A 24917-nucleotide genomic window follows, 5' to 3' on the forward strand; every position below is an offset into this window, starting at 1 on the left:
GTACCCGGCGAAGGCGGGACGAGTGGCAGAACAGGCGCGACCGACCAACCGGGCGGCCCCGGACGAGCTGGGCGACACCCCGGCGGACCGGCGCGGGTCGGGCCGGGCCGGGCCCAGGGCAACCGGGGCAGCAGCCGGTCCCCGCTCGACCGAACGGGCCTCAGCCCAGCCAGCCGGGTCGAACCAGCCCCGACTCGTAGGCGAGCACGACGAGCTGAGCCCGGTCCCGCACACCGAGCTTCACCATCGCCCGGCTGACGTGCGTCTTCGCGGTCAGCGGGCTGACCACCAGGCGGCGGGCGATGTCCACGTTGGACAGCCCCAGGCCCACCAGCGCCAGCACCTCCCGCTCCCGCTCGGTGAGCGCCGAGATGTCCGGGAGCCCCGCCGGGGTCCGCTCCGGCGCCTTGGAACGGGCGGCGAACTCGCCGATCAGCCGGCGCGTCACCCCCGGCGAGAGCAGGGCGTCGCCCGCGGCCGCGACCCGGACGGCACGCAGCAACTCGGCCGGTTCGGTGTCCTTGACCAGGAACCCGGCCGCTCCGGAGCGCAGCGCTTCGAAGACGTACTCGTCCAGCTCGAAGGTGGTCAGGACGACCACCCGCACCTCGGACAGGGCCGGTTCGGCGGCGATCCTACGGGTCGCCTCCAGCCCGTCCGTCCGGGGCATCCTGATGTCCATCAGGACGACGTCCGGGCGGAGTTCGCGGGTGAGACGGACGGCGGCCTCGCCGTCGTCCGCCTCACCGACCACGGTGAGGTCGTCCTGCTGGTCGAGCAGCGCCCGAAAGCCCGCCCGCACCAGCACCTGGTCGTCCGCCAGGAGTACCCGGATCACTCGTCCTCCGCCCCGGCCGTGGGCAGCGTCGCCCGGACCCGGAATCCGCCGCCCGCCGGCGGCCCCGCCGTGAGGGTGCCGCCGAACGCGGCGACCCGCTCCCGCATCCCGGTCAGCCCGCTGCCGCTGCCGCCCGCGTCACCGCCGGCGGCCGGGCCCGGGTCGTCGACCGTGACGACCAGGGCGGCCGGGTCCGTCCAGTCCAGGCCGACGGTCGCCTGCCGGGCGACCGAGTGCCGGATCACGTTGGTCAATGCCTCCTGGACGATCCGGAAGGCCGTCAGGTCGACACCCGCAGCCGCGGCCCGCCGGCGGCCCGTCTCGCGCACCACCACGGCCAGCCCGGCCCGCTCCGCCTGCTCGGTCAGCTCGTCGAGCCGGGCCAGCCCGGGCGCCGGGCCGCGCGGCGCCGCCACCCCCGGTCCGCGCAGCGTCCCGAGCACCTGGCGGACCTCGCCGAGAGCCTCCTTGCTGGTCGCCTTGATCGTGGCCAGTGCCGAACGGGCCTGCTCCGGTCTGCTGTCGATCAGTTCGAGTGCGACCCCGGCCTGGACGGTGATCAGCGACAGGCTGTGGGCCAGGATGTCGTGCAACTCCCGTGCCATCCGCAGCCGCTCCTCGTCGGCCCGGCGCTGCTCCTGCTGCCGGCGGTACTCCCGGTGGGCGGCGATCTGCTCCCGCCGGAACCGGACGATCTCGGCGACCGACAGCACCAGCAGCAGCCAGGCCACCAGCCCCAGCTCCTGCCACCAGGCGATCGTCGGCGGCGGCGTGCGCAGCCATCCCGTCGGCACCACGAAGGTGATCAGGACATGCGCGAGGTAGACCCCGCCCAGGCCGGCCCAGGCGGCCTTCCGGTGCCCGGAGGCGACCGCCACGCAGCAGGCGATCACCCAGCTGGCGAAGACCGGCCCGTACGGATACCCGGCGACCAGGTACAGCCCGGTGACGGCCGAACTGCCCGCCACCGCCGCCACCGGCCACCGGCGGCGCAGCACCAACAGGGCCGGCCCGAGCAGCAACAGCAGATAGCCGAAGGTGTCCAGTTGGACCCGGCCGCTCTGGTGCTGCGCGGCCGCCGTGGACCCCACCACCTGCACCGCCGCGACCACCAGCGCCGCGGCCACCGGCCACCCCGCCTTCGCGGCCCGCACCCACGGCGGGCGCCAGGGCTCGGCCTGTCCGTCCACAGGTGTGTCGGGCCCGTACTCGGGCACGGGGTGCCGGCCGGGGCCGGGCTGCTCCTCCGACGACGGCCCGGGGCGCGCCCGCGGCGGCTGGGGTGTAGGCGGCGTCATGCCCGGAAGGCTAGACCCCGGGCGCGCCCCACCGCGTCACCCGACAGTGGCGTTCGGGCGTACTCCCGCGGGAGTACGCCCGAAGCGCGTCGGCGAAAGCGCGCCGGCCCCACGTACCTCCGCCACAGGCGCACCGGCCAGGATCGCGTGGAGCCGCGACGCACCGCCCGCGTTCGGACCGGTCCGACGCGACCTCCTCCTCCGCTACGACGACGCGGCGGCCTCGGCCCCGGCCTCCTCCGCCGTCGCCGAGGGCTCCGGCCGGGCCAGCGCCACCACCAGCTCGCCGTCGTCCACCTCCGCGATCAAGGTGTCCCCCTCCTGCACCGTGCCGTCCAGCAGCAGGTTGGAGATCCGGTTGTCCAGCTCCGACTGGATGGTGCGGCGCAGCGGCCGCGCCCCGAACTCCGGCTGGTAGCCCCGGTTCACCAGCCACTCCTTGGCCCCGTCGGTGATCTCCAGGCGCACGTCCTGGGCCTTCAGCCGACGCCGGCTGCGCTCCAGCATCAGGTCGACCACCTTGAGGAGGTCCTTGCGGGAGAGCGCGTGGAAGACGATCACCTCGTCGATCCGGTTGAGGAACTCCGGCCGGAAGTGCGTCCGCAGGTCCAGCATCAGGTCGTCCCTGATCTCGTCCACATCGCCCGCGTGGTCGAGGATCCGCTGCGACCCGATGTTGCTGGTCATGATGACCACGGTGTTGCGGAAGTCGACCGTACGCCCCTGGGCGTCCGTCAGCCGCCCGTCGTCCAACACCTGGAGCAGCAGGTTGAAGACGTCCGGGTGGGCCTTCTCCACCTCGTCGAAGAGCAGCACGCTGTACGGCTTGCGGCGGACCGCCTCGGTGAGCTGCCCCGCCTCGTCGTAGCCGACGTACCCGGGCGGGGAGCCGACCAGCCGGGAGACGGTGTGCTTCTCCTGGAACTCGCTCATGTCGAATCGGATCATCCGGTCCGGGTCGCCGAACAGCAGCGCGGCCAGCGCCTTGGCGAGCTCCGTCTTGCCGACGCCGGTCGGCCCGAGGAACAGGAAGGACCCGGTCGGCCGCTCCGGATCGCCCATCCCGGCCCGGCCGCGCCGCACCGCCTGCGCGACGGCCGTGACCGCCTGGTCCTGTCCGATCACCTTCTGGTGCAGGTGGTCCTCCAACTGGAGCAGCCGTTCGCGCTCGGTCGCGTTCAGCTCGGCGACCGGGATGCCCGTCCGACCCGAGAGCACCTGCGCGATGTCCTCCGCGGTGACGGCGACGACCTCCTCGCGGGACTCGGTGATCGCGGCCAGCTCGTCCTCGGTCTGCCGCAGCTCGGTCTTGAGGTTGGCGGCCCGCACGAACTCCTCGTCCGAGACGGCCTCCTCCAGCTCGCGGCGCAGCTTGGTGATCCGGTCCTGCACCGGCATCGACTCGGTGGATCCGCTCAGGCTGCGCAACCGCACCCGCGCGCCGGCCTGGTCCAGCAGGTCGATCGCCTTGTCGGGCAGGAAACGGTCACTGACGTAGCGGTCGGAGAGGCTCGCCGCGGCGTCCAGCGCCTCGTCGGTGAACCGCACCTGGTGATGCGCCTCGTACGCGTCCCGCAGCCCGTGCAGGATCTCGACCGTCTCCTCGACGCTCGGCTCGGGCACCAGCACCGGCTGGAAGCGGCGCTCCAGCGCGGCGTCCTTCTCGACGTGCTTGCGGTACTCGTCCAGCGTGGTGGCGCCCACCACGCTCAGCTCGCCCCGGGCCAACGCCGGCTTGAGGATGTTGCCCGCGTCCATCGAGCCCTCGCCCCCGCCGCCCGCGCCGACCACGGTGTGCAGCTCGTCCAGGAAGAGGATCACGCTCTTCTCCGCCGCCGTGACCTCGTCGATCACGCTCTTCAGCCGTTCCTCGAACTCACCGCGGTACTTGGAGCCCGCCACCAGCCCGGTGAGGTCGAGCGCGACCACCCGCTTGTCACGGAGGCTCTGCGGAACGTCCCCGGAGATGATCCGCTGCGCCAGTCCCTCGACGATGGCGGTCTTGCCGACACCCGGCTCACCGATCAGCACCGGATTGTTCTTGGTGCGGCGGGAGAGGATCTCGACGGTCTGCTCGATCTCCTCGGCGCGCCCGACCACCGGGTCCAGCCGGCCCGCGCGCGCCTCCTCGGTCAGGTCGCGGCCGTACTCGTCCAGGGTCGGCGTCTGGCTCGGGTGCGCGCCGGTGCTGCCGCGCTCACCACCCGTCCCCCGCCCGTCCATCACCGTACGCAGCGCCTCCGGCGAGGGCGCCGCGTTGCGCAGGGCCGTACCGGCACCCGAGCGCTCCTCTTCTTGCAGCGCGCCGAGGATGTGCTCCGGCCCGATGTACGAGGCGCCGGCCTCCTGCGACCGGGCGTGCGCGGCGAGCAGCGCGCGCTTGGCGGACGGCGAGAGCGCGGGGCGGCCCTCCGTCGCCTGCGCCCCGTCCCCGGAGGGCAGTTCCTTGCCCACGTCCTCGCCGAGCTGATCGGGGTCGATACCGGCGCGCTCCAGCATCCGGCGCGACGCGTCCACCCGGGTGGCGGCCCAGACCAGGTGCGCCGTGTCGAGGTAGCCGCTCCCGTCCTCAGTGGCACGTCGCGCGGCGAGCGACAGCAACTCCTGCGAGGACTCGCTCAGCAGCCGCCCGATCGGCACCCGCTGCACGGCGGGCGGGGAAGCCATCGGGCTCATTCCGAAGAACCGGCTGAGCAGGTCGGAGAACGGGTCGTTCGATCCGAACGGGGGCATGGTCACCGTGGTTCACCTCTCCCAAGCAGTCTGGGCCCACACAAACACAGCCTCCCGGCGGTCGCCTCCCGGGCAGGACCGGTCGACTGGCGCCGGACCCGCCCCCGTTCAGGTAGCGGTCACGGACCCGTCACCTGGTCCAGCAGCAGCCCGCCGCTGTAGGTGACGGCCATCGCGAGCATCCCGCCCGCCACGTTCCGCAGCACCGCCCGCACCGGCCCGGCACCACCCAGCCGGGCGCTCACCCAGCCCGACGCCGTGAGCGCCAGCAGGACGGCCAGGACCGTCACCCCCAGCCGCCAGGACTCCGGCGGCAGCAGGACCGCGAGCAGCGGCACCAGCGCGCCCAGGGTGAAGGCGGCGGCGCTGGCGAACGCCGCGTGCCACGGATTGGTCAGTACCTTCGGATCGATCCCCAACTCGGTGTGCGCGTGCGCGGCCAGCGCGTCCCGCTCGGTGAGCGCCACGGCCACCTCGCGGGCCAGCGCGTCGTCGAGTCCGGCGCCCCGGAAGAAGTCGGTCAGCTCGTCCAGCTCCCCCTCCGGATCCTCCGCCAGCTCGCGCCGCTCCTTCGCCAACGCGGCCTGCTCGGTGTCCCGTTGCGTGCTGACCGAGACATACTCCCCGGCCGCCATCGACATCGCCCCGGCCAGCAGACCCGCCACACCCGCCACCACCAGCGCCGTCCGCGAACCGGACGCGCCGGCGACACCGGTCACGATGCCCGCCGTCGAAACCACACCGTCATTGGCGCCGAGCACGGCCGCCCGCAGCCAGTTGAGCCGCGACGACAGCTCGGCCCGGCTCTCACCCGGCGCCCGGGCGGCCTCCTCCCCGGCCGCCGGCGCCGCTGGGGTCCGTCCGTCCATCAGCGTCCACCTCCGATCGTCCCCCAGGGCTACCCGCCCACCCGATGATCACTCGCCCCACCCACCCCCGCACGTCCACCGGGGCCCCTGCCGGGGCCCGCCCGAAGACCCCGGGAACGACTCAGGGCCAGTTCGTGAGGATCACTCCTCCGAACCGGCCCTTCAGCGCTGTGGGCGCGGACGGTTTCGAACCGCCGACATCTGCTTTGTAAGAGCAGCGCTCTACCACTGAGCTACGCGCCCCCGATCGCGGCCCGGTGGGGGCACGACGACTGCCTAGCGTACCTGGTCCGGGAGGTGGTGTGGTGCAGGTGATCGGGGAGTGGGACGGGTAGGGGTGATGGTGGGGTGGAGCGATCGGGAACAATGGGCAGTGGATCAGCGGTCGGAGCAGGGAGCGCGCAGTGAGGGTGGCCGGCGGGATCGGGCGGGGGCGGCGGCCGGGGAGTGCGGTGGCCGAGGTGCTGGTGTTGCCACTGGTGCTCGCCGGTGCGCTCGGGGCTGCCGGGGCGGCGTCGTTCGGCACGGGCGGGGGCTGGTGGGGCCGGCGCGGCGGTGAGGGGGTGCGGGCGGACGCGAAGGCGGCCCGGGACGCGGCGCAGCAGGCGTTCTACGAGCTGGACTCCACCCAGCGTGAGGTGCGGCTGGCGGTGGAGACGGTGCGCGCGGCGGAGGACGGCGCGACGGCGGGACGGGCGGCGGCGGACTTCGAGGCGATCTCGGGCCGGGTCGACCAGGTCACCGTGAACTACCTGGCGGCGCTGGACGCGCACGATCTGGACGCCGAGGAGCTGGAGTCCGGTGCCGCGGCACGGGCCCGGCACCAGTTGCAGGACGTGAAGGGGCAGCTCGGGGCGGCGCAGGCGGAGCTGAACGACTTCCTTCGACGCTTGCAGCCGGTGCTGCAGCACGCCGAGTCGCAGCTGATGCGGGTGACCCCGGCGGTGGAGCAGGCGAAGCGGTCGCTGCTGAACGCGACCACCACGCTGGAGGCGGTGCGCGGCGCGGGGCTGAAGGCGGACGACCTGGCGGCCCGGCTGGCCGAGCTGAGCCCGGAGCTGGGCCGCCTGAACGAGGGCGCGGGCCGGCACGGGGTGGCGGCGACGCTGCAACGGGCGGAGCGGGTGCGGGAGCGGGCCGACGCGATCGCGGCGGACGCGGAGCACCTGCCGGAACGGGCGGGGGAGATCGACCGGCGGGTGGCCAGTCTGCGGACCCGTGTACAGGCGCTGGAGACCAAGGCCGCCACGGTGGAGCCGGCGCTGAGCGAGCTGCGGCGGCGGTTCGCCACGGCCTGCTGGCAGGACCTCCAGCGGGTGCCGGACCAGGTGGCGCAGACGGGTCACGCGGCGGAGCAGAAGCTCGCCGAGGCGGCGCGGGCGCGCGACGAGCAGCGCTGGGCGGACGCGACGGGCGCGATCGGCACCGTGCGCGCGTTGCTGGACACCGCGGACGGCTCGGTGGTCGCGGTGAACGAGCGGCTGCGGCAGCTGAACGAGGTGCAGCACGATCCGAACCGGGAGATCGAGCGGACCCGTTTCGCGCTCCGGGACGCCCAACGCCTGGCGATGGCGGGCCGGCAGGCGCCGGACCCGCGGCACGCGGCTCCGCTGGACGCGGCGGTGGGCCGGCTGGACCGGGCGGTGGCGACGCTGGAGGCGGCGGGCCGGCACCCCGACTACTGGCACTTCCTGACCGAGCTGGCCGCGGTGCGGGAGACGGCGGCGCACGTCGTGGAGCTGATCCGGGAGGATCTGGGCAGCCACCGCTGACGGGGACCGCCTGCGACGCCGGCGGGCACCGGGCTACCCTGCGGGTATGCCACGCTACGACTTCCGCTGCCGCTCCTGCGGCGCCACGTTCGAACTCCGCCGCACGATGGCGCAGGCCAATGACCCCGCGGTCTGCCCGCAGGGTCACGAGGACACCGTGAAGCTGCTCTCGGCCGTCGCCGTGACCGGCGGCGCGTCCGGCGGCGCCGCGCAGCAGGCCCCGGCCGGTGGCGGGGGCGGCTGCTGCGGCGGCGGTTGCTGCGGCTGAGGCCGAGGCCGGGGCCGGGGCCGAGGCCGAGGCCGCAGCTGAGGCTGAGGTGCGGCGACCGGGGCCGGGGCCGAACCTCAGCCGTTGACGACGGCGTCCACCGCGCGGGCGTCCACTCCGCCCCGGACGCGGGCCAGGAACTGGCGGATGATCTCCTCCCCCGCCGCCACGCCCACCTGGTCGAGGGCGGTGACGCCGGGGGCGGTCCAGCCGCTGTCGGCGAGTTCGCCGTGCCCGGGGCGCCAGGCGGCGTCGGCGGCGAGCAGCAGGTCCGCGTCGAGCAGCGAGTCACCGGCGGCCAGGACGGTGGCGCCGCCGACCCGCCGCTCGACCTCGGCCAAGGCGGCGCTCTTGCTCAGCGGCGCGGGCACCGCGTACACCTTGCGGCCCTGCAGCGAGACGGTCCAGCCTCGCTCGGCGCACCAGCCGGTGAGCTCGTCGAGCCAGCCGACCGGCAGTTCGGCGCGCTCGACGACCAGGTAGGCGAACAGCTCGTCGGCGACCCGCCGCTTGTGCGTCCACTCCGGGTCCGCGCAGAGCGCCAGGTGTTCGACCACCTCGGCCAGCGGCACCGACGCGGTGGCCAGCCGGCCGGCCACCTCGGCCTGCCAGTCCTCGTCCGGGACGCCGTTGACGAGCAGCCGGCCGCCGTTGCTGCAGATCGCGTAGGCGGGGACCCATCCCGGCGTCGGGCCGGGCAGGTTGACCCGCTCGTACTGCGTCCTGGTCCGGGTGGTGGCGGGGACGAGGAGTGCCTCGCGGGCGAGTTCGACGAGCAGTTCGGCGGCCTGCTCGGTCATGAACGAGAGCGCCTTGCCGTCGTGCACCTCGACGGAGAGCAGGCGCGGTGCGAGACGGTCGGGCACGTCCAGGGCGAGGGCGCGGTTGCTGTAGATCAGGGTGCGGTCGAGGTCGCTCGCGACCAGGTAACCACGGGGACTGCTCATCGGGTTCAGGACTCCTTCAGCAGGACGGCCGTGCCGGAGGCGCCGGTCGCACCCCGGCTGTAGCGGGGGTGGATCAGGCCGACGCAGGAGTACGGCAGATCGTCCACCTCCTCGACGGGGATGCCGCGCTGGGCGGCGAGCAGCCGGACGTGGTCGAGATCGGCGCCGGTGCCGCGCCGGGCGAGCACCCGCCAGGGGACCCGGCGCAGCATGACCCGGGTGGTCTCGCCGACGCCCGGCTTGACCAGGTTGACGTTGTCGATGCCGTACTCGGCGCTGATCCTCTCGACGGCGGCCCAGCCCGCCCAGTCGGGGGTGCGGTCCTCGCCGGCGAGCCGGTCGGCTGCCAGTCGGACCTCGTCCCGGACCTCGGCGAAGTGGTCGGCGACGGTGTCCAGGAAGGCTCCGGAGACATCCCCGCCGGCCAGCTCGGTGTAGTGCTTGGCGCCGTGGAAGTCGTCCGGTCCGATCAGGTCGGTGCGCAGCACGGTGCGGGAGATCAGGCCGGAGACGGTCGAGTTGAGGCAGGCGGACGGGATGAGGAAGTCGTCCCGGGTGCCGTAGGTGCGCACGCAGCGGCCGGGGTCGGCGAGGACGGCCAGTTCGGGGTCGAACGCGGTGCCGGCCAGGGCCTCGCCGAGCTCGCGGGTGATCGCGCCCTTGCCGGTCCAACCGTCGACGAACACCACGTCGGGGGCGTGGTGGTGGGCGTCCAGGTAGCGCACGGCGACCGGGTCCAGGCCGCGGCCGCGGATGATCGAGACCGCGTAGTGCGGGGTGTCCAGGCCGTGTGCGAAGGCCAGCCAGCGGCGGATCAGGACCCCCACCGGGGTACCGGCCCGGGCCAGCGAGGCGAGCACCAGGCCGCGGCCGCGCTCGCGCACCAGCGTCTCCGCGACGGTGCCGACGGCGAGCGCGATGCGGCGGGCGCTGATCCGCAGCGCCTGGTGGAACAGCTCCTGGTACTCGGGGCTGGGCTGGTACTCGACCGGCAGCGACTCGGCGTAGTGGGCACCGCCGTTCTGGACGGCCTCCTCACGCTCCTCGGTGGGGGCCTCCAGCGGGACGTCGGAGAGGTCCTTGAGCAGCCAGGACACCTCGTCGGCCCGGTAGGAGGAGAACTCCGGGCCGTGCAGCGGGGTGGGCAAGGCGGACGCCGCCCGGGCCGGCCGGTGCGAGGGCAGCACGGCGAGCACCACCCGGTCGGTGACCCGGCGCAGCTGGGCGAGCAGGGACCGCTCGCCCTCGTGCAGCTCGGGGGTGTCGGCCACGTCGTCGACCACCAGCACGACCGCGTCGAAGCGGCGGGCCGGGTCGGCGCCGGGGGCGACGTTGTAGACGAAGCGCTCGCGCGAGCCGCCGTCCTGCGGTCCGTCGTGGGCGGGGAACGAGAGTCGGGTGCGGATGGCGTAGCCCGGGTCGTCCACCGCGAGGACGGGCGAGCGGGTGGTGGTGGAGTAGCGGACCCGCTCCGCGCCGTTCGCGAGGCGGTCGGCGAGGGCACCGGCGAGGCGCAGCGGCGCGTACATCAGCTCCTCGCAGCCGAGGACCAGCACGCGACCTTCGTCGGCCGAGACCGAGGCCGAGGCAGGGGCCGAACCCGAGGCCGAACCGGAGGCCGAGGCAGGGGCCGAACCCGAGGCCGGCGCAGGCTCCAGGGCCGAGGCCAGCTGGGCAGCCAACCGCGGGAGCACCGCTTCGAGCCGCGCCCGGTGAACGGCGTCGAAGCCGTGCCGCCCGCCGTCCGGCAGGCCCTCGGGCCAGTCGAGGGCGACCCGCACCAGCGGGGCGGGGTCGGCGGCCGGCGGTTCCGGCGCCGGGCCGACCTCGGCGATCAGCCGCTCGGCGCGGGCGAGGATGTCGTCGGGCAGCTCGACGCCGCCGCTGGCGGTGGCGACCAGGTCGAGCCGGGTGCCGAGTCGGGCGGCGGTGTCGGCCAGCCGGCGGCGGTCGGCCTCGTCGCGCAGGTCGACCAGGGCGACCACGACGTAGTGCTCCCGCGGGTACTCGGCGTGCAGCTCGCGGATGGTGTTGAGGACGGTGGTGCCGGTGGAGAACTCGTCGTCCACCAGGACCAGCGGGCCGTCCCCGGCCAGCAGCGCCGGGTCGGCGGGCAGCAGCAGGTGGGAGGTCGCGTGCGAGTGCTCCTCCTCGAAGCCGCCGACCGGGGTCACCCCCGTCACCGGGCGGCGGGTGGAGTGCAGATAGGGGGCCTCCAGCCCGTCGGCGACGCTGTGGCCGAGGCCGGTGGCGGTCTCGGCGTAGCCGAGCACGACGGCGCGTGCGGCCGCCTCCTCGCCCAGCAGCTCGCGCACCCGGCGGCCGAGGTCGAGGCCGGCGCCGTGCACCACGGACGGGCGCTGCGGGACGTGCTTGCCGAGCACGGTGGAGACCAGCAGGTGGGCGCGCTTGCGGTTCTCGCGCAGGGCCAGGCCGACCAGTTCGGGGAGGCGGTCCGAGCCGGTCAGGCCGACACCGGCCCGGTCGGCCACCCAGCGGCCGGTCCACTCTTGCTGTGCTGTCACTACTGGTCCTGCCTTCGATGGTGCGAGTCGTGCGATCGGTGCGAGGTCGTACAGGTCATGCGGGTCGTACAGGTCATGCGGGTCGTGCGGGTCGTGCGGGTCATGCGGGTCGTACAGGTCATGCAGGTCATGCAGGTCATGCGGGTCGTGCAGCCGGGTCACCCGCAGAGGCAGGCCGAGAGCAGCTCGGCGAAGCTGACGTCCTCCCGCGCCACCCCGAACACCTCGGCGCGCAGCATCACCCGCTCCGCCCAGGCCCGGTGCGGCTTGGCCTCGTTCATCTTGTTGGTGTACGCCGAGCGCAGCACCCCGCCGCCCCCGCGCTCCTGGTCCAGGATGTCCCGGGCGTCGCTGTACTCCTCGTGGGTGACCACGGAGAGCGCGTGCACGGCGGGGACGTGGCTGGGGTGGATGCAGGTCTTGCCGAGCAGCCCGTTGGCCCGGTCGAGTTCGATCTCGCGGATCAGCCCGTCCAGGTCGTGCTCGATGATCCGCTGGCGCACCGCCTCCCCGGAGGGCTCCGCCTCGGCGAAGGGGGTGCGGCGCAGCTGCGGCTTGAACATCCTTTCCTGCACCGGGAAGTACTCCCAGACCGGCCCGGTCACGGTGAACCCGGTGCCGTCGGCCCGGCCGAGCACGTTGACCACGTCCCCGATCACCGCCGCGACCAGGGCGACGTCGTACGCGGTGAGATCGGGCGAGCGGCGCAGCCCGTACGCGGAGCAGAGGTCGGTGACCCCGAGGCGGACGGCGAGGACGCGGTCGCGGTACTTGTCGAGGAGCCGGGCGATGCCGAACAGCTGCTCGCGGCGGGTCTCCAGGTGAGCCAGTTCGGGGGACTCCAGGACGGGCATGGCGAACAGCCGCCGCCCGGTGGCCGCCTCGGCCGAGGCGAGGGCCTCCAGGAAGTCGCCGCCGCTCTCGTCGGTGAACTTCGGCAGCACGAAGCCGGTCAGCAGCCCGATGGCCGGGCCGAGCCGGTCGGCGAGGTCGGTGATCTGAGCGGCGGCGCGAACCCTGATGAAGAGGAGGGGCAGGTCTTGTGTGCAATCGGTGGAGGTTTCGACGGTGGCGGCCGTCCCGGAGGTCACTCCCCTCACCTCTCCCAGCCATCCGCCGGACCGCTCGCCACCGACCCCGGCCCGGCCCCCGTCACCCGGCTCGTCGAACAGCTCGCCGAGCTGCGCCACCAGGTTGGCCTCGGCGGCGGTCACCTCGTGGTCGGCGATCGCGTCCTCCAGGCAGAGCACCATCGAGACGACGCCCCGGCCGGCCTGCTTGCGGATGTCGCTGCCCAGCGTCGGCCTGGTGGCGGGGCTGTACAGGGTCGCGCCGAGGGCGGTGGCCAGGACGGCCGCCTCGCTCTCCGCCGAGAAGGCCCGGGGCTGTTCGAGGAAGAGCCGGCCGCGTACGTCGTCGGCGAGGTGGCCGAAATGGCGCATGGTGCTCTCCTCAGGGTTGCGGGGCCGCCGGACCGGCGGGGCTCGTGCTCAAGGGCGTAGGGGGTACTCGCGGCGCTGCGAGGGACGTGCGGGGAGGTGCGGCGGGGCGTTGCTCGGGGCGTGCGGGGAAGGACGGGGTGTGCGGGAGGATGCTCGGAGCCTGCTCGGAGGGTGCCGCGATCAGGCGTGGAGTCGGACTGCGGAAGGTCGGGGTGCGGGCCGTCGGGCACCGTTCCGGGGTGCGGGGCGTCACGATGGTTAACCGGTCCACCGGGCCCGGTGGTTCCCGGGCACGCGCTGCTGATCCCCCTCGCCGAACCCCCTGAGGCCCTCTGGCCGCCCATCGTACGGATGGCTTCCGGTCGAATGCGGTTCCGAAACATCGAATTCTCGGAAGATTACCCTCCGCTTCACAAAGCGCAAGCATTGGCAAAGTCCCACGGTTTCACCACCTTCGGTCACGTTGTCCGAAGGGGTGGCGAACAGGCAGGATGGTCGGCTATGACGCACGTGATGGCCAAGGGCGCCAACATCGCACTGCCGGTGGCGGCGGTCCGCGCCGTGCTGCGCTGGAGCGCCACGCCCGGTGCGCCGGACGTGGACGCGTCGGCGCTGCTGCTCGGCGCCGACGGCAGGGTTCGTTCCGATGCCGACTTCGTCTTCTACAACCAGCCCAGACACCCCTCGGGCCTGGTGCGCCACCTGCCCAAGCAACAGACCTCCGCCGGCACCGAGATCGCCGACACCGTGGAGGCGGAGCTCACCAAGCTACCGCCCGAGGTGGACCGGGTGGTCCTGGCCGGCTCCTCCGAGGGCGGCTCGTTCCGTACGGTGACCGGTCTGCGTCTGCTGCTGTTCGACGCCGGCGCCGGGGAGGGCGCCGCGGCGCTCGCCGAGTTCGCGATGCCCGAGAGCGACGACGTCACCGCGCTGGTCGCGGGCGAGCTCTACCGCCGGGCCGGGTCGTGGAAGTTCCGGGCCGTCGGCCAGGGCTACGCCTCCGGGCTGATCGGCCTGGCCACCGACTTCGGGATCACCGTCGAGGACGGCGCGGGCGAGTCCCAGGACGCCGGACCGGCCGACCGGCCCGACCCGCACGCTCCGGCGACGGACCCGCGTGCCGCCCTGCCGGACCCCCGCCCGACCCCGCGGGCCGAGCCGGGCACGTACACCCTGGCCCCCGCCGTGCCGCTCACCGCCGCCCCGCAGCCGCCCACGTCGGCACCGGTCGTGCCCGCCCACACTCCGCCGCCGCCACCGGCCCCGCCGGCGATGCCGACGACCGCGCCGACCATCCCGCCGGCACCCCCCGCCCAGCGGCCGGGGTACGGCTACCCGCAGCAGCCCGCCCCGCGGCAGCAGGGCGGCTACGGCTACCCCCCGCAGGCCCCGCGCCCCGGGTACGGGTACCCCCAGCCGGCCCACCAGGCCCCGCAGCAGACCTACCCGCCGCACCAGCCGGCCGCCGGCTACGGGTACCCGCAGCCGCCCGCACCCCAGCAGGCCCCGCAGCAGGGTGGCTACGGCTACCCCCCGCCGAACACCGCCCCACAGCCCCAGCAGCAGCCCGCGCCGCCGGCCCCCCAGCCGCCGGCCACCGAGGAGTTCGCGCTGCCGCCGCAGGGCCCGCAGTTCCAGCCCCGCTGACAGCCACCGCCCGCGAACAGGGCCGCCCGCACGACTGCCCGCACGACCGCGGGCACCGGCACCACCACCGGCTCAGCCGAGCCGGCCGCGCGGCTACTCCGGCCCCGAAGCGCTCTTGTACCCGCGCTGCCACTGCATCCCGAAGCCGTACAGCCGGTCGATGTCCGCCTGGAAACCGTTGACGTAGCGCACCTCCCGGCGCACCGTCAGCTGGTTGTCGCCGGCGTTCTCGATCAGCACCACCGCGCAGGAGCGGGCCGCCGGGGCGCGCTCCTCCAGCTTGATCTCGATCCGCGGACCGGTCTGCGGCACGATCGTCACCACCGCGTTGGCCTGCTCGAACGCCGGTGTGCCGTCGTAGATGTAGACGAAGATGAGCAGGCGCTTGAACTGGTCCTTCTTCTCCAGGTTCACGTACATCGTCTCGCCGGACGGCGCCCCGTACTGGTCGTCGCCGCTGAGCTTCACGTAGGGCGCGTGCCGGAGGTCGCCGAAGTAGCCGCCGAGCGGCTGCACCACGCCCCGCCTGCCGTCGGAGAGTTCGTACATGCAGGCCAGGTCGAGGTCGACGTTGAGCTGGGCGCTCTGCTGGGCGTCCGGCTCCATCGGACTGAGGATGCGCGGGCTGAACCAGCGCTTGAGCGCGTCCCGGCCGGAGGCGCGCGGCGCTCCTATCCGGGTGGTCCAGTGCAGGTTGACGTAGAGGTAGCCGGTGGTGGCCGCGGCCCCGGTGATGGCGTGCTGCGGCGTCGACTTGGTGAGTGTGATCTTGTGCTGCCCGCCCGGGTCCAGGGTGTTCCGCTCCCCGCGCAGGTACTCCCAAATCGAGGCCATCCCAGTCCTCCCCCAGGGGCCGGTCGGTCGGTCCGACGGTCCCGCCGCTCAATGATCCGGCATCAGCCCGCCCGGCGGATACCCGAACTCTCTACCCAGCCACGTGAACCGGACACCGCCCCGGCGGGCGCGAAACACCGCCGCGGCGCGTACGGGGCCGCGCCGGCGCGCGGAACGCCCCCGGGCACCGGGCGCGGCCGGGCCAGGGGCTCCGCCGGCCCCGGCCCACGGCCGACGGCGGGTCGGCTGGCGGGGTGAAGGTCCCCTCCCGTAACATGCCGCCCCTTCGGACGCGATATCGTCTAGCCGCACAGGTGTCCCGACCGCCCCTGCCCGGGCGCGGCGGGCGCGCCCGGCGGCAAGGACGCACCGTCAGGCCCGGTCCCGAAGACGGGATCTGATCGCCTGTGTCGCACTGTGACCTGTCCCCTGCGGAAACCCGAGGCCCGACCCGCAATGAACCTGACCTCCATACAGCTGGTCTGGACCGTCATCGGCGGCGCAGCCCTGCTGTTCACCGCCATCCTGGTGGCGACGCTGCGCTTCAAGAACACGACCAAGACCGAGGAGTCGGGCGACTCCTGGGAGCGCACCGAGGAGCGCCGCCGGCGCAAGGAGATGATCTACGGGATCTCCTCCTACGTCCTGCTGTTCTGCTGCGCCGGCGTCGCGGCCGCGCTGTCGTTCCACGGCCTGGTGGGCTTCGGCAAGGAGAACCTCGGCCTGTCCAACGGCTGGGAGTACCTCGTCCCGTTCGGCCTGGACGGCGCCGCGATGTTCTGCTCGGTGCTCGCCGTACGCGAGGCCAGCCACGGTGACGCGGCGCTCGGTTCGCGTCTGCTGGTCTGGGTGTTCGCGATCGCCTCGGCCTGGTTCAACTGGGTGCACGCCCCGCGCGGCATGGCGCACGACGGTGCCCCGGAGTTCTTCTCCGGCATGTCCATCTCGGCCGCGATCCTGTTCGACCGGGCACTGAAGCAGACCCGCAAGGCCGCGCTGCGCGAGCAGGGCCTCGTCCCGCGCCCGCTGCCGCAGATCCGCATCGTGCGCTGGCTGCGCGCCCCCCGCGAGACCTACGCCGCCTGGTCGCTGATGCTGCTGGAGAACGTGCGCAGCCTGGACGAGGCGGTCGAGGAGGTGCGCGAGGAGCGCCAGGCGAAGGAGGCGGCCAAGCTGCGCGCCCGCAGCGCCGACCGTCGCGAGCGTGCCGAGCTCAAGGCCATCTCCCGTCAGGGCGGCGTGCTCTCCCGGGCCCGCGGCGGCCGTCAGGTGCCCGCGCTCACCGCTGCCGGAGACGGCCCGAACGCTACGGAGCCTGCCCTAGCCGCTGACGCCGACGCCACCACCTCCCAGACCGGCCGCTCCGTGCTGGAGCCCGCCTCGCCCAGCGCCCTGGAGGCCGGCCGCCGGCCGCGTGCCGCCGTCGGCTCCTCCTCGACCGGCTCCCTCGGCGACTCGTCCTACCTCGGCAGCGGCTCCTCGTCGTCCTCCTACCGCAGCTCGACGATCGACCTGACGGCCGACGACGACACCCTGTCGATGCCGAAGCTGGACTCGCTGGAGCGCAAGCTGCGCGCCATCGAGCAGCAGCTCGGCTGACCCCCCGCGGGGACGGCCCACCACGGCCCACCACGGCCCACGAGGTACCCCACCCGCAGCACCCGAACGACCCGCACCACCACGCACGACGGCCGCCCCCTCGCAGGAAGGGGGCGGCCGTTGTGCGTGGTGGTGTCGGCCCGGGGCGACGGGCCCCGGGCCCGGGCGCTACTTGTCGGCGCCCACCAGTTCGTGGTCTCCGCCGCCACCCTCGGCGGCCACCCGGCGGTTGCGCAGGACCGACGAACCGAGGGCGAGACCGATGAAGGCGACGCCGATCAGGCCGGTGACGATCTCCGGGATGTGGTACTCGATGCCGACCAGCAGGATCACCGAGAGCGCGCCGATCGCGTAGTGCGCGCCGTGCTCCAGGTAGACGTAGTCGTCCAGGGTGCCCTGACGGACCAGGAAGACGGTCAGCGAGCGGATGTACATCGCGCCGATGCCCAGGCCCAGGGTGATCTGGAAGATGTCGCTGGAAATGGCGAACGCGCCGACCACGCCGTCGAAGGAGAACGACGCGTCCAGCACCTCCAGGTACATGAAGAGGAAGAACGCGGCCTTGCCGCCCACCTGGACGATGGACTTCCCGGACTTCGCGGCCTTCTCCTCCTCTTCCTCGCCCTCCTCCAGGCCCGCCTCGAAGATCGAGGAGAGCCCGTTCACGGCGAGGTAGGTGACCAGGCCGAGCACACCGGCGAGCAGCACCGTCTCGGCGTGCTCCCCGGCGAAGAAGTTGGACGCCAGCAGCAGCGTGACCAGGGCGACGACGGTGGAGAAGGCCTCCAGCTTGCCGACCTTCTCCAGCGGGCGCTCGATCCAGGCCAGCCAGTTGTAGTCCTTCTCCTCGAAGATGAAGTCGAGGAAGATCATCAGCAGGAAGACGCCGCCGAAGGCCGCGATGGCCGGGTTCGCGGCCTCCAGGTACTGGGCGTAGGTGAGGCCCTCGTACGTCTTGTCGGAGTGGAGCGCGAGGTCGATGACCGTCGACGGGTTGAGGTGCGCGGTGAGGCCGACGACCAGCAACGGGAAGATCAGCCGCATGCCGAAGACGGCGATCAGCACGCCGACGGTGAGGAAGATCTTCTGCCAGTACGGGTTCATCCGCTTCAACACCGTGGCGTTGACCACCGCGTTGTCGAACGACAGGGAGATCTCCAGGATGGAGAGGATCAGCACGATGCCGAATCCTTCAGCTCCCCAGAGCAGGCCGGCTGCGATCAGCCCGATGACGGTGATCGCGAATGACCAGCCGAAGGTGCGGAGGAACACGGGACTTGGTTACCTTTCGAGTTCATGGCGCCGAGGACGTCGACCGGGTCGACGACGGGTTTCGGGCCTTTACTGTACGTTTACGCCAAAATCGAGGGCAATGCCGCGCAGCCCCGAGGCGTACCCCTGGCCCACCGCGCGGAACTTCCACTCGCCCGCGTAGCGGTACAGCTCGCCGAAGATCATCGCAGTCTCGCTGGAGGCGTCCTCGGTCAGGTCGTAGCGGGCGATCTCCTGCCCGTCCAGGGAGTTGACCACCCGGATGTAGGCGTTGCGCACCTGACCGAAGTTCTGCAGGCGCGACTCGGCGTCGTAGATCGACACCGGGAAGGCCACCTTGTCCACCTGCGGCGGGACGAGGTCCAGGTTGACCAGCACGACCTCGTCGTCGCCCTCGCCGTCACCGGTGAGGTTGTCGCCGGTGTGCTCGACCGAGCCCTCGGGGCTCTTGAGGTTGTTGTAGAAGACGAAGTACTCGTCACCGAGCACCCGGCCGCCGGAGCACAGCAGCGCGCTCGCGTCGAGGTCGAACGGCGCACCGGTGGTCGAGCGGGCGTCCCAGCCGAGGCCGATCTGCACCTGCGTCAGATTCGGCGCGGCCTTGGTGAGCGAGACGTTTCCACCCTTGGCGAGCGTGACACTCATGGCTGTCCTTCCTCCCTTTCCTCCCGGGGCGCATCTCAGGTCTATTCCCCCGTGGCCCCGCCCGGCCTCCTTCGGCCGGCTGAACTTCCTGAACTCCTATCCTTCCAGTGCACCGGGACAGCACGAAGCCGGGGCGGCCGCGGACGTCGTGCGGCGGGCGCCCGCGTGCCCGCGCCCCCCCCCCCCCCCCCCCGGCCCGGTGGTGCCCCGTCAGGCCCGGAGGGCCCGCCGACCGGCTCAGACGTTGACGCCGAAGTCCTGGGCGATGCCGCGCAGGCCGGAGGCGTACCCCTGGCCGATGGCGCGGAACTTCCACTCGGCGCCGTTGCGGTACAGCTCGCCGAAGACCATCGCGGTCTCGGTCGAGGCGTCCTCGGAGAGGTCGTACCGCGCCAGCTCCTTGTTGTCCGCCTGGTTCACCACGCGGATGAACGCGTTGCGGACCTGGCCGAAGTTCTGGGTCCGGTTCTCGGCGTCGTAGATCGACACCGGGAAGACGATCTTCTGCACATCGGCCGGGACGGTCGCCAGGTTGACCTTGATGGCCTCGTCGTCGCCCTCGCCCGCACCGGTCAGGTTGTCACCGGTGTGCTCGACCGAGCCGTCGGGGCTGGTCAGGTTGTTGAAGAAGACGAAGTTGCCGTCCTTGTCGACCTTGCCCTGGTCGTCGCAGAGCAGAGCGCTGGCGTCCAGGTCGAAGTCCGTGCCGGTGGTGGTACGGACGTCCCAGCCAAGGCCGATGACCACGGCGGTCAGGCCGGGGGCTTCCTTGGTGAGCGAGACATTGCCGCCCTTGCTCAGGCTGACACCCACTGGTCCTCCAAGATTCGGGAGGCACTCCCTGGTGCCCCCGTGGTGCGGTCCGAGGTGTCGGCGGTGATCGCGCCGAGCCTCTGACCAGCCAACGGACCGATCGTAGTGCCGGGTTCCCGTCCTGGGCGGGGAACGGGCCCGGCGTGGCTGTTCGAATCTGCGCGGGCAGCCTCCCCGCGGTCGGATCCCAGCCCGCCGAGCCCGTGCGGCGCCCCCGCGAGGGGGCCCGCGGGGGGGCGTCAGAGCGCGCCGAGGACCTTCAGGTACTCCTGCTCGTCCCGCGCGTCCGGCAGGTCGTTGACGACGCTCCAGCGGACCACGCCGGCCTTGTCGATCACGAAGGTGCCGCGCACCGCGCAGCCCTTCTCCTCGTTGAAGACGCCGTAGGCGCGGGAGACCTCGCCGTGCGGCCAGAAGTCGGAGAGCAGCGGGTAGTCCAGGCCCTCCTGCTCGGCGAAGACGCGCTGGGTGAACGGCGAGTCGTTGGAGACGCCGAGGACCTGCACGTCGTCGTTCTGGAGGCGCGGCAGCTCCTTCTGGATCGCGCAGACCTCGCCGGTGCAGACGCCGGTGAAGGAGAACGGGTAGAAGACCAGGACGACGTTCTTCTCGCCCCGGAAGTCGGAGAGCTTGACCAGCTCGCCGTGCTGGTTCTTCAGCTCGAAGTCCGGAGCCTGGGTGCCGACCTCGATGGCCATGGTGGGACCTTTCTGACGCGACAGGGCCGCGCGGCGGGCGCGGCGAGCGCCATCCTCGCATTCACCGGCACCGATTCGGCCGAACGGGTGAGGCGACCGGGGCCGGAGCGGCGACTTTCGCCCTCGGCGAACGCACCCCCCGGCGAGGCGTCCAGCCCGACGCGCCAAACGGCCGGGCCCCGCTGGAGGAAGCTCCAACGGGGCCCGGCTCGGGGATCGCGGCTCAGGCGCGAGGGGCGCTCAGCGCTTGCCCGCCTTGGCGGCCTTGGTCGCCAGACGGGTGGCGGCCCAGTCCTTGGCGATGGCGATCGAGCTGGTCTGCGAGAGGCCGGCGGTCCGGGCCGCGTCGGCGATGTCGGAGGCCTCGATGTGGCCGTCACGGCCGGTCTTGGGCGTCAGCAGCCAGATCAGGCCGCCCTCGGCCAGGTATTCCAGGGCGTCGACGAGGGAGTCGGTGAGATCTCCGTCGTCGTCGCGGTGCCACAGCATGACGGCGTCGGCGACGTCGTCGTAGTCCTCGTCGACGAGATCCGTCCCGGTGATCTCCTCGATGCCCTCGCGGAGTTCCTGGTCACTGTCTTCGTCGTACCCCAGCTCCTGGATGATCTGGTCCTTCTCGAAACCGAGACGGTGGGCCGGGTTGGACTTGTCCGCGGGGTCCGCGGTCGCGCTCACGGGAATAACCTCCAGTATTCGGCTCGGCGTCCATGCCGAGGCTGTGGCCGTAGTCCACACGGGCGCGGCGGTTCGCGCAAGTACCCGACCCCCGATCCCCTCCAAAGGTTGACGTGTCGCAGGGGGACACGCCGGTCGACGTGTCGTGAATCACACCGATTTGCCCTTCTCTGCATGGGACAAGGATGCTTCGGGTTGCCCTGGTCCACAGGCCGTACGCGTGCCCGAGATGCGAACGGCATTCGGGTCCGCGCGTGCGCGGGCGTAGAGTCTCCTGTTGGCCCTCACCCCGACCGCCCGCCATCGGACGGTCGGGCAACCAGGTCGGACCACCTCTGTTCGTAACACCCGGTGGTGCGGGGCGCAGGCAAGAGCGCCTGCTCCGCGCGCCGCCAGACCGTACCGCCCACCGGGCGGAACGGTTACCGATCGGTAGAGATGACGGATCTCCGAGCGCGGTAGCACGATGGAGGCGGCGCGACACACCTCAGTTTCGACCGACAGTGAAGGAACAGCGTGGCTTCCGGATCCGATCGCAACCCGATCATCATTGGCGGCCTTCCGAGTCAGGTCCCGGACTTCGATCCCGAGGAGACCGCGGAATGGCTGGAGTCGCTTGACGCGGCCATCGACGAGCGGGGGCGCGAGCGCGCCCGCTACCTGATGCTCCGCTTGATCGAGCGCGCCCGCGAGAAGCGTGTCGCCGTGCCCGAGATGCGCAGCACGGACTACGTCAACACCATCGCCACCAAGGACGAGCCGTTCTTCCCCGGCAACGAGGAGATCGAGCGCAAGGTCCTCAACGCGACCCGCTGGAATGCGGCCGTCATGGTCTCCCGGGCGCAGCGTCCGGGCATCGGCGTGGGCGGCCACATCGCCACCTTCGCCTCCTCCGCGTCGCTCTACGACGTCGGCTTCAACTACTTCTTCCGCGGCAAGGACGCCGAGGGCGAGTCCGGCGACCAGATCTTCTTCCAGGGTCACGCCTCCCCCGGCATCTACGCCCGCGCCTTCCTCCTGGACCGACTGTCCGAGCAGCAGCTCGACGCCTTCCGCCAGGAGAAGTCGAAGGCGCCGTACGGCCTCTCCAGCTACCCGCACCCGCGGCTCATGCCGGACTTCTGGGAGTTCCCGACCGTCTCGATGGGCCTCGGCCCGCTCGGCGCGATCTACCAGGCCCGGATGAACCGCTACCTGGAGCACCGGGGCATCAAGGACACCTCCGACTCGCACGTCTACGCCTTCCTCGGCGACGGCGAGATGGACGAGCCGGAGTCGCTGGGCCAGCTGTCGCTCGCCTCGCGCGAGGGCCTGGACAACCTGACCTTCGTGGTCAACTGCAACCTGCAGCGCCTGGACGGCCCGGTCCGCGGCAACGGCAAGATCATCCAGGAGCTGGAGTCCCAGTTCCGGGGCGCCGGCTGGAACGTCATCAAGCTGGTCTGGGACCGCAGCTGGGACCCGCTGCTCGCGCAGGACCGCGACGGCGTCCTGGTGAACAAGCTCAACACCACCGTCGACGGGCAGTTCCAGACGTACGCCACCGAGACCGGCGCGTACATCCGGGAGAACTTCTTCGGCGGCGACCTGCGGCTGCGCAAGATGGTCGAGAGCATGACCGACCAGCAGATCCAGCACCTGGGTCGCGGCGGCCACGACCACGCCAAGGTCTACGCGGCGTTCAAGGCGGCCCGCGAGCACAAGGGCCAGCCGACGGTCATCCTGGCCCAGACGGTCAAGGGCTGGACGCTCGGCCCGAACTTCGAGGGCCGCAACGCGACGCACCAGATGAAGAAGCTGACGGTCGAGGACCTGAAGCGCTTCCGCGACCGCCTGCACATCCCGATCACGGACAAGCAGTTGGAGGAGGGCTACCCGCCCTACTACCACCCGGGCCGTGACTCGGAGGAGATCCAGTACATGCACGACCGCCGCAAGGAGCTGGGCGGCTACGTGCCGACCCGCAAGGTGCGGCCGCGGCAGCTGGAGCTCCCGGGCGACGACGCCTACAAGGCGGTCAAGAAGGGTTCGGGCAACCAGACCATCGCCACCACCATGGCGTTCGTCCGGGTGCTCAAGGACCTGATGCGGGACAAGGGCATCGGCAACCGCTTCGTGCCGATCGCGCCCGACGAGTACCGCACCTTCGGCATGGACTCGCTCTTCCCGTCGGCGAAGATCTACAACCCGCTGGGCCAGACCTACGAGTCGGTCGACCGCGACCTGCTCCTGGCCTACAAGGAGTCGCCGAAGGGCCAGATGCTGCACGACGGCATCTCCGAGGCGGGCTGCACCGCCTCGCTGATCGCCGCCGGTTCGTCGTACGCGACGCACGGCGAGCCGCTGATCCCGGTCTACGTCTTCTACTCGATGTTCGGGTTCCAGCGCACCGGTGACCAGTTCTGGCAGATGGCGGACCAGCTGGCCCGCGGCTTCGTGATCGGCGCCACCGCCGGCCGCACCACGCTGACCGGCGAGGGCCTGCAGCACGCGGACGGTCACTCGCACCTGCTGGCCTCGACCAACCCGGGCGTCGTCGCGTACGACCCCGCGTACGGCTTCGAGATCGCGCACATCGTCCAGGACGGTCTGCGGCGGATGTACGGCTCGTCGGCGGAGTTCCCGCACGGCGAGGACGTCTTCTACTACATGACCGTCTACAACGAGCCGATCAAGATGCCGGCCGAGCCGGAGAACGTCGACGTCGAGGGCATCCTCAAGGGTCTGCACCGGTACGCTCCGGCGACCGCCGGCCAGATCCCGGCCCAGATCCTCGCCTCCGGCGTGGCCGTGCCGTGGGCCCTGGAGGCCCAGCGCGTCCTCGCCGAGGAGTGGAACGTCAAGGCCGACGTCTGGTCCGCGACCTCCTGGAACGAGCTGCGCCGCGACGCGGTGGAGGCCGAGGAGTTCAACCTCCTGCACCCGGAGGAGCAGCAGCGCGTCCCGTACGTGACGCAGAAGCTGCAGGGCGCCGAGGGCCCGTTCGTCGCCGTCTCCGACTGGATGCGCGCGGTGCCGGACCAGATCTCGCGCTGGGTGCCGGGGCAGTACCAGTCGCTGGGTGCCGACGGCTTCGGCTTCGCCGACACCCGTGGCGCGGCCCGTCGCTTCTTCCACATCGACGCGCAGTCGGTCGTCCTGGGTGTGCTCACCGAGCTCGCCAAGCAGGGCAAGATCGACCGCAGCGCGCTGAAGGACGCGATCGACCGCTACCAGCTGCTGGACGTGGCCGCGGCCGACCCGGGTGCCGCCGGCGGCGACGCCTGAGCACGCGACGAGCCGGTGACCCGGTAGACCGGTGATCCGGTAGGCCGGTCCGCCGGTCCAGGGGCCGGACCTCCCGACGGGGGGTCCGGCCCTTCGCCGTCCCCGGCCCCGACCCGGGCGTGACCTCCGTCACATCCCCTTGAACCTCACACAGGTGTGAGCTCCTAGGGTCGTTCCCAGACGAACCGGACCACCCCAGGAGGGTCTCCCATGAACGCCGTCCACCCCGAGCCCGCCGCCGGCGGCAACGCGTACAACCGCGGCGTGATCACCGAGTTCCGGGCCTCGGCCGGCCGGGTCGGCGGCTCCTTCGCGGGCACCCCGCTGCTCCTGCTCACCACCTGGGGCCGGCGCAGCGGCGAGCCGCGCACCGCGCCGCTGGTCCATCTGACCGACGCCGGGGGTCCGGTGGTCTTCGCCTCCAACGGCGGCGCCCCGACCGACCCCGACTGGTACCGCAACCTGGCCGACCGCCCCGAGGTGACCGTCGAGCTCGGCGCCGAGCGCTACCCGGCGCTGGCCGTCACGGTGGCGGACGACGCCCGGTACGAGGCCCTGTGGGCCGCCCAGATCGCCGCCCAGCCGTCGTTCGCGGCCTTCCGGGCCCGGGCCGGCCGCGTCGTCCCGCTGGTGGAGCTGCGCCGCCTGACCGGCTGACCCGAACGTGCCGGCGCCCCGGACTCCAGGGGGGGGGGGGGGGGGGGGGGCCGGGGGGCGGGGGGGGGGGGGGTGTTGGGGGGGGGGGGGGCGCCGGCGGCGCCACCGCGGCGCGCCC

General features: G+C 72.5%; 19 protein-coding genes and 1 tRNA gene. 6 read left to right on the forward strand and 14 right to left on the reverse strand.

The genetic code is table 11. The features are described from left to right. Positions 1-160: 160 nt before the first annotated feature. The 5 genes from ACFXHB_RS00455 to ACFXHB_RS00475 all read right to left on the reverse strand — a co-directional run bounded on the left by ACFXHB_RS00455 (position 161) and on the right by ACFXHB_RS00475 (position 5981). Positions 161-838, reverse strand: coding sequence for a response regulator (locus ACFXHB_RS00455; protein WP_380571041.1), 678 nt, complete (start codon positions 836-838; stop codon positions 161-163). Continuing rightward, on the reverse strand, positions 835-2136 hold the full coding sequence (locus ACFXHB_RS00460) for a sensor histidine kinase (protein ID WP_380571042.1): 1302 nt from the start codon (positions 2134-2136) through the stop codon (positions 835-837). The genes ACFXHB_RS00455 and ACFXHB_RS00460 overlap by 4 nt, the downstream gene beginning before the upstream one ends. A gap of 204 nt (positions 2137-2340) precedes the next feature. Beyond that, positions 2341-4875 (reverse strand): ATP-dependent Clp protease ATP-binding subunit, encoded by a 2535-nt coding sequence (locus ACFXHB_RS00465; RefSeq protein ID WP_380571043.1) that lies wholly within the window; start codon positions 4873-4875, stop codon positions 2341-2343. 113 nt (positions 4876-4988) lie between these two features. After that, positions 4989-5738: a VIT family protein gene (locus ACFXHB_RS00470; RefSeq protein WP_380571044.1), complete on the reverse strand. Its 750-nt coding sequence runs from the start codon at positions 5736-5738 to the stop codon at positions 4989-4991. Between the two features lie 171 nt (positions 5739-5909). Further along, positions 5910-5981: transfer RNA gene (locus ACFXHB_RS00475), tRNA-Val, on the reverse strand. Positions 5982-6190: 209 nt separating this feature from the next. Here ACFXHB_RS00475 and ACFXHB_RS00480 point away from each other — a divergent pair. Both ACFXHB_RS00480 and ACFXHB_RS00485 read left to right on the forward strand, forming a co-directional pair. Next, positions 6191-7510: a hypothetical protein gene (locus tag ACFXHB_RS00480; protein ID WP_380571046.1), complete on the forward strand. Its 1320-nt coding sequence runs from the start codon at positions 6191-6193 to the stop codon at positions 7508-7510. Positions 7511-7556: 46 nt separating this feature from the next. After that, positions 7557-7778 (forward strand): zinc ribbon domain-containing protein, encoded by a 222-nt coding sequence (locus ACFXHB_RS00485; protein ID WP_380571047.1) that lies wholly within the window; start codon positions 7557-7559, stop codon positions 7776-7778. A 77-nt stretch (positions 7779-7855) separates the two neighbouring features. Here ACFXHB_RS00485 and ACFXHB_RS00490 read toward each other — a convergent pair whose 3' ends face one another. The 3 genes from ACFXHB_RS00490 to ACFXHB_RS00500 all read right to left on the reverse strand — a co-directional run bounded on the left by ACFXHB_RS00490 (position 7856) and on the right by ACFXHB_RS00500 (position 12692). Further along, on the reverse strand, positions 7856-8725 hold the full coding sequence (locus tag ACFXHB_RS00490; protein WP_380571048.1) for an HAD family hydrolase: 870 nt from the start codon (positions 8723-8725) through the stop codon (positions 7856-7858). 5 nt (positions 8726-8730) lie between these two features. Next, positions 8731-11250: a phosphoribosyltransferase gene (locus ACFXHB_RS00495; protein WP_380571049.1), complete on the reverse strand. Its 2520-nt coding sequence runs from the start codon at positions 11248-11250 to the stop codon at positions 8731-8733. Between the two features lie 158 nt (positions 11251-11408). Beyond that, complete coding sequence (locus ACFXHB_RS00500; RefSeq protein ID WP_380571051.1) at positions 11409-12692, reverse strand: HpcH/HpaI aldolase/citrate lyase family protein; 1284 nt, start codon at positions 12690-12692, stop codon at positions 11409-11411. Positions 12693-13193: 501 nt separating this feature from the next. Here ACFXHB_RS00500 and ACFXHB_RS00505 point away from each other — a divergent pair. Continuing rightward, positions 13194-14339 (forward strand): TerD family protein, encoded by a 1146-nt coding sequence (locus ACFXHB_RS00505; RefSeq protein WP_380571052.1) that lies wholly within the window; start codon positions 13194-13196, stop codon positions 14337-14339. Positions 14340-14432: 93 nt separating this feature from the next. On the opposite strand, the gene ACFXHB_RS00510 is transcribed toward ACFXHB_RS00505, so the two are convergent. Beyond that, on the reverse strand, positions 14433-15173 hold the full coding sequence (locus tag ACFXHB_RS00510; RefSeq protein WP_380571053.1) for a Tellurium resistance: 741 nt from the start codon (positions 15171-15173) through the stop codon (positions 14433-14435). 456 nt (positions 15174-15629) lie between these two features. Between ACFXHB_RS00510 and ACFXHB_RS00515 the strand changes: the two genes are divergently transcribed. Beyond that, the gene (locus tag ACFXHB_RS00515; protein WP_380571054.1) at positions 15630-16772 is read left to right on the forward strand and encodes a DUF2637 domain-containing protein; all 1143 of its coding nucleotides are present in this window, start codon (positions 15630-15632) and stop codon (positions 16770-16772) included. A gap of 168 nt (positions 16773-16940) precedes the next feature. Here the strand turns inward: ACFXHB_RS00515 and ACFXHB_RS00520 are convergent, their stop codons facing one another. The 5 genes from ACFXHB_RS00520 to ACFXHB_RS00540 form a co-directional block, all read right to left on the reverse strand. Then, complete coding sequence (locus ACFXHB_RS00520) at positions 16941-18044, reverse strand: DUF475 domain-containing protein (RefSeq protein ID WP_380571055.1); 1104 nt, start codon at positions 18042-18044, stop codon at positions 16941-16943. Positions 18045-18113: 69 nt separating this feature from the next. Next, positions 18114-18689: a TerD family protein gene (locus ACFXHB_RS00525; protein ID WP_380571056.1), complete on the reverse strand. Its 576-nt coding sequence runs from the start codon at positions 18687-18689 to the stop codon at positions 18114-18116. Between the two features lie 237 nt (positions 18690-18926). Beyond that, the gene (locus ACFXHB_RS00530; protein ID WP_380571057.1) at positions 18927-19502 is read right to left on the reverse strand and encodes a TerD family protein; all 576 of its coding nucleotides are present in this window, start codon (positions 19500-19502) and stop codon (positions 18927-18929) included. A 239-nt stretch (positions 19503-19741) separates the two neighbouring features. Next, the gene (locus ACFXHB_RS00535) at positions 19742-20200 is read right to left on the reverse strand and encodes a peroxiredoxin (protein ID WP_380571058.1); all 459 of its coding nucleotides are present in this window, start codon (positions 20198-20200) and stop codon (positions 19742-19744) included. Positions 20201-20440: 240 nt separating this feature from the next. After that, the gene (locus tag ACFXHB_RS00540) at positions 20441-20875 is read right to left on the reverse strand and encodes a DUF3052 domain-containing protein (RefSeq protein ID WP_380571059.1); all 435 of its coding nucleotides are present in this window, start codon (positions 20873-20875) and stop codon (positions 20441-20443) included. Between the two features lie 516 nt (positions 20876-21391). On the opposite strand from ACFXHB_RS00540, the gene aceE reads away from it, so the two are divergent. Together aceE and ACFXHB_RS00550 are read left to right on the forward strand one after the other, a co-directional pair. Continuing rightward, entirely contained in the window at positions 21392-24142 is a 2751-nt protein-coding gene (aceE, locus tag ACFXHB_RS00545; RefSeq protein WP_380571060.1) for a pyruvate dehydrogenase (acetyl-transferring), homodimeric type, read from the forward strand. Between the two features lie 210 nt (positions 24143-24352). Further along, positions 24353-24799 carry a nitroreductase/quinone reductase family protein gene (locus tag ACFXHB_RS00550; RefSeq protein ID WP_380571061.1) on the forward strand — a complete coding sequence of 149 codons (447 nt, stop codon included), beginning with the start codon at positions 24353-24355 and terminating at the stop codon, positions 24797-24799. Positions 24800-24917: the final 118 nt, after the last annotated feature.

The sequence above is a fragment of the Kitasatospora sp. NPDC059327 genome, assembly GCF_042752535.1.
Classification (GTDB): Bacteria; Actinomycetota; Actinomycetes; order Streptomycetales; family Streptomycetaceae; genus Kitasatospora.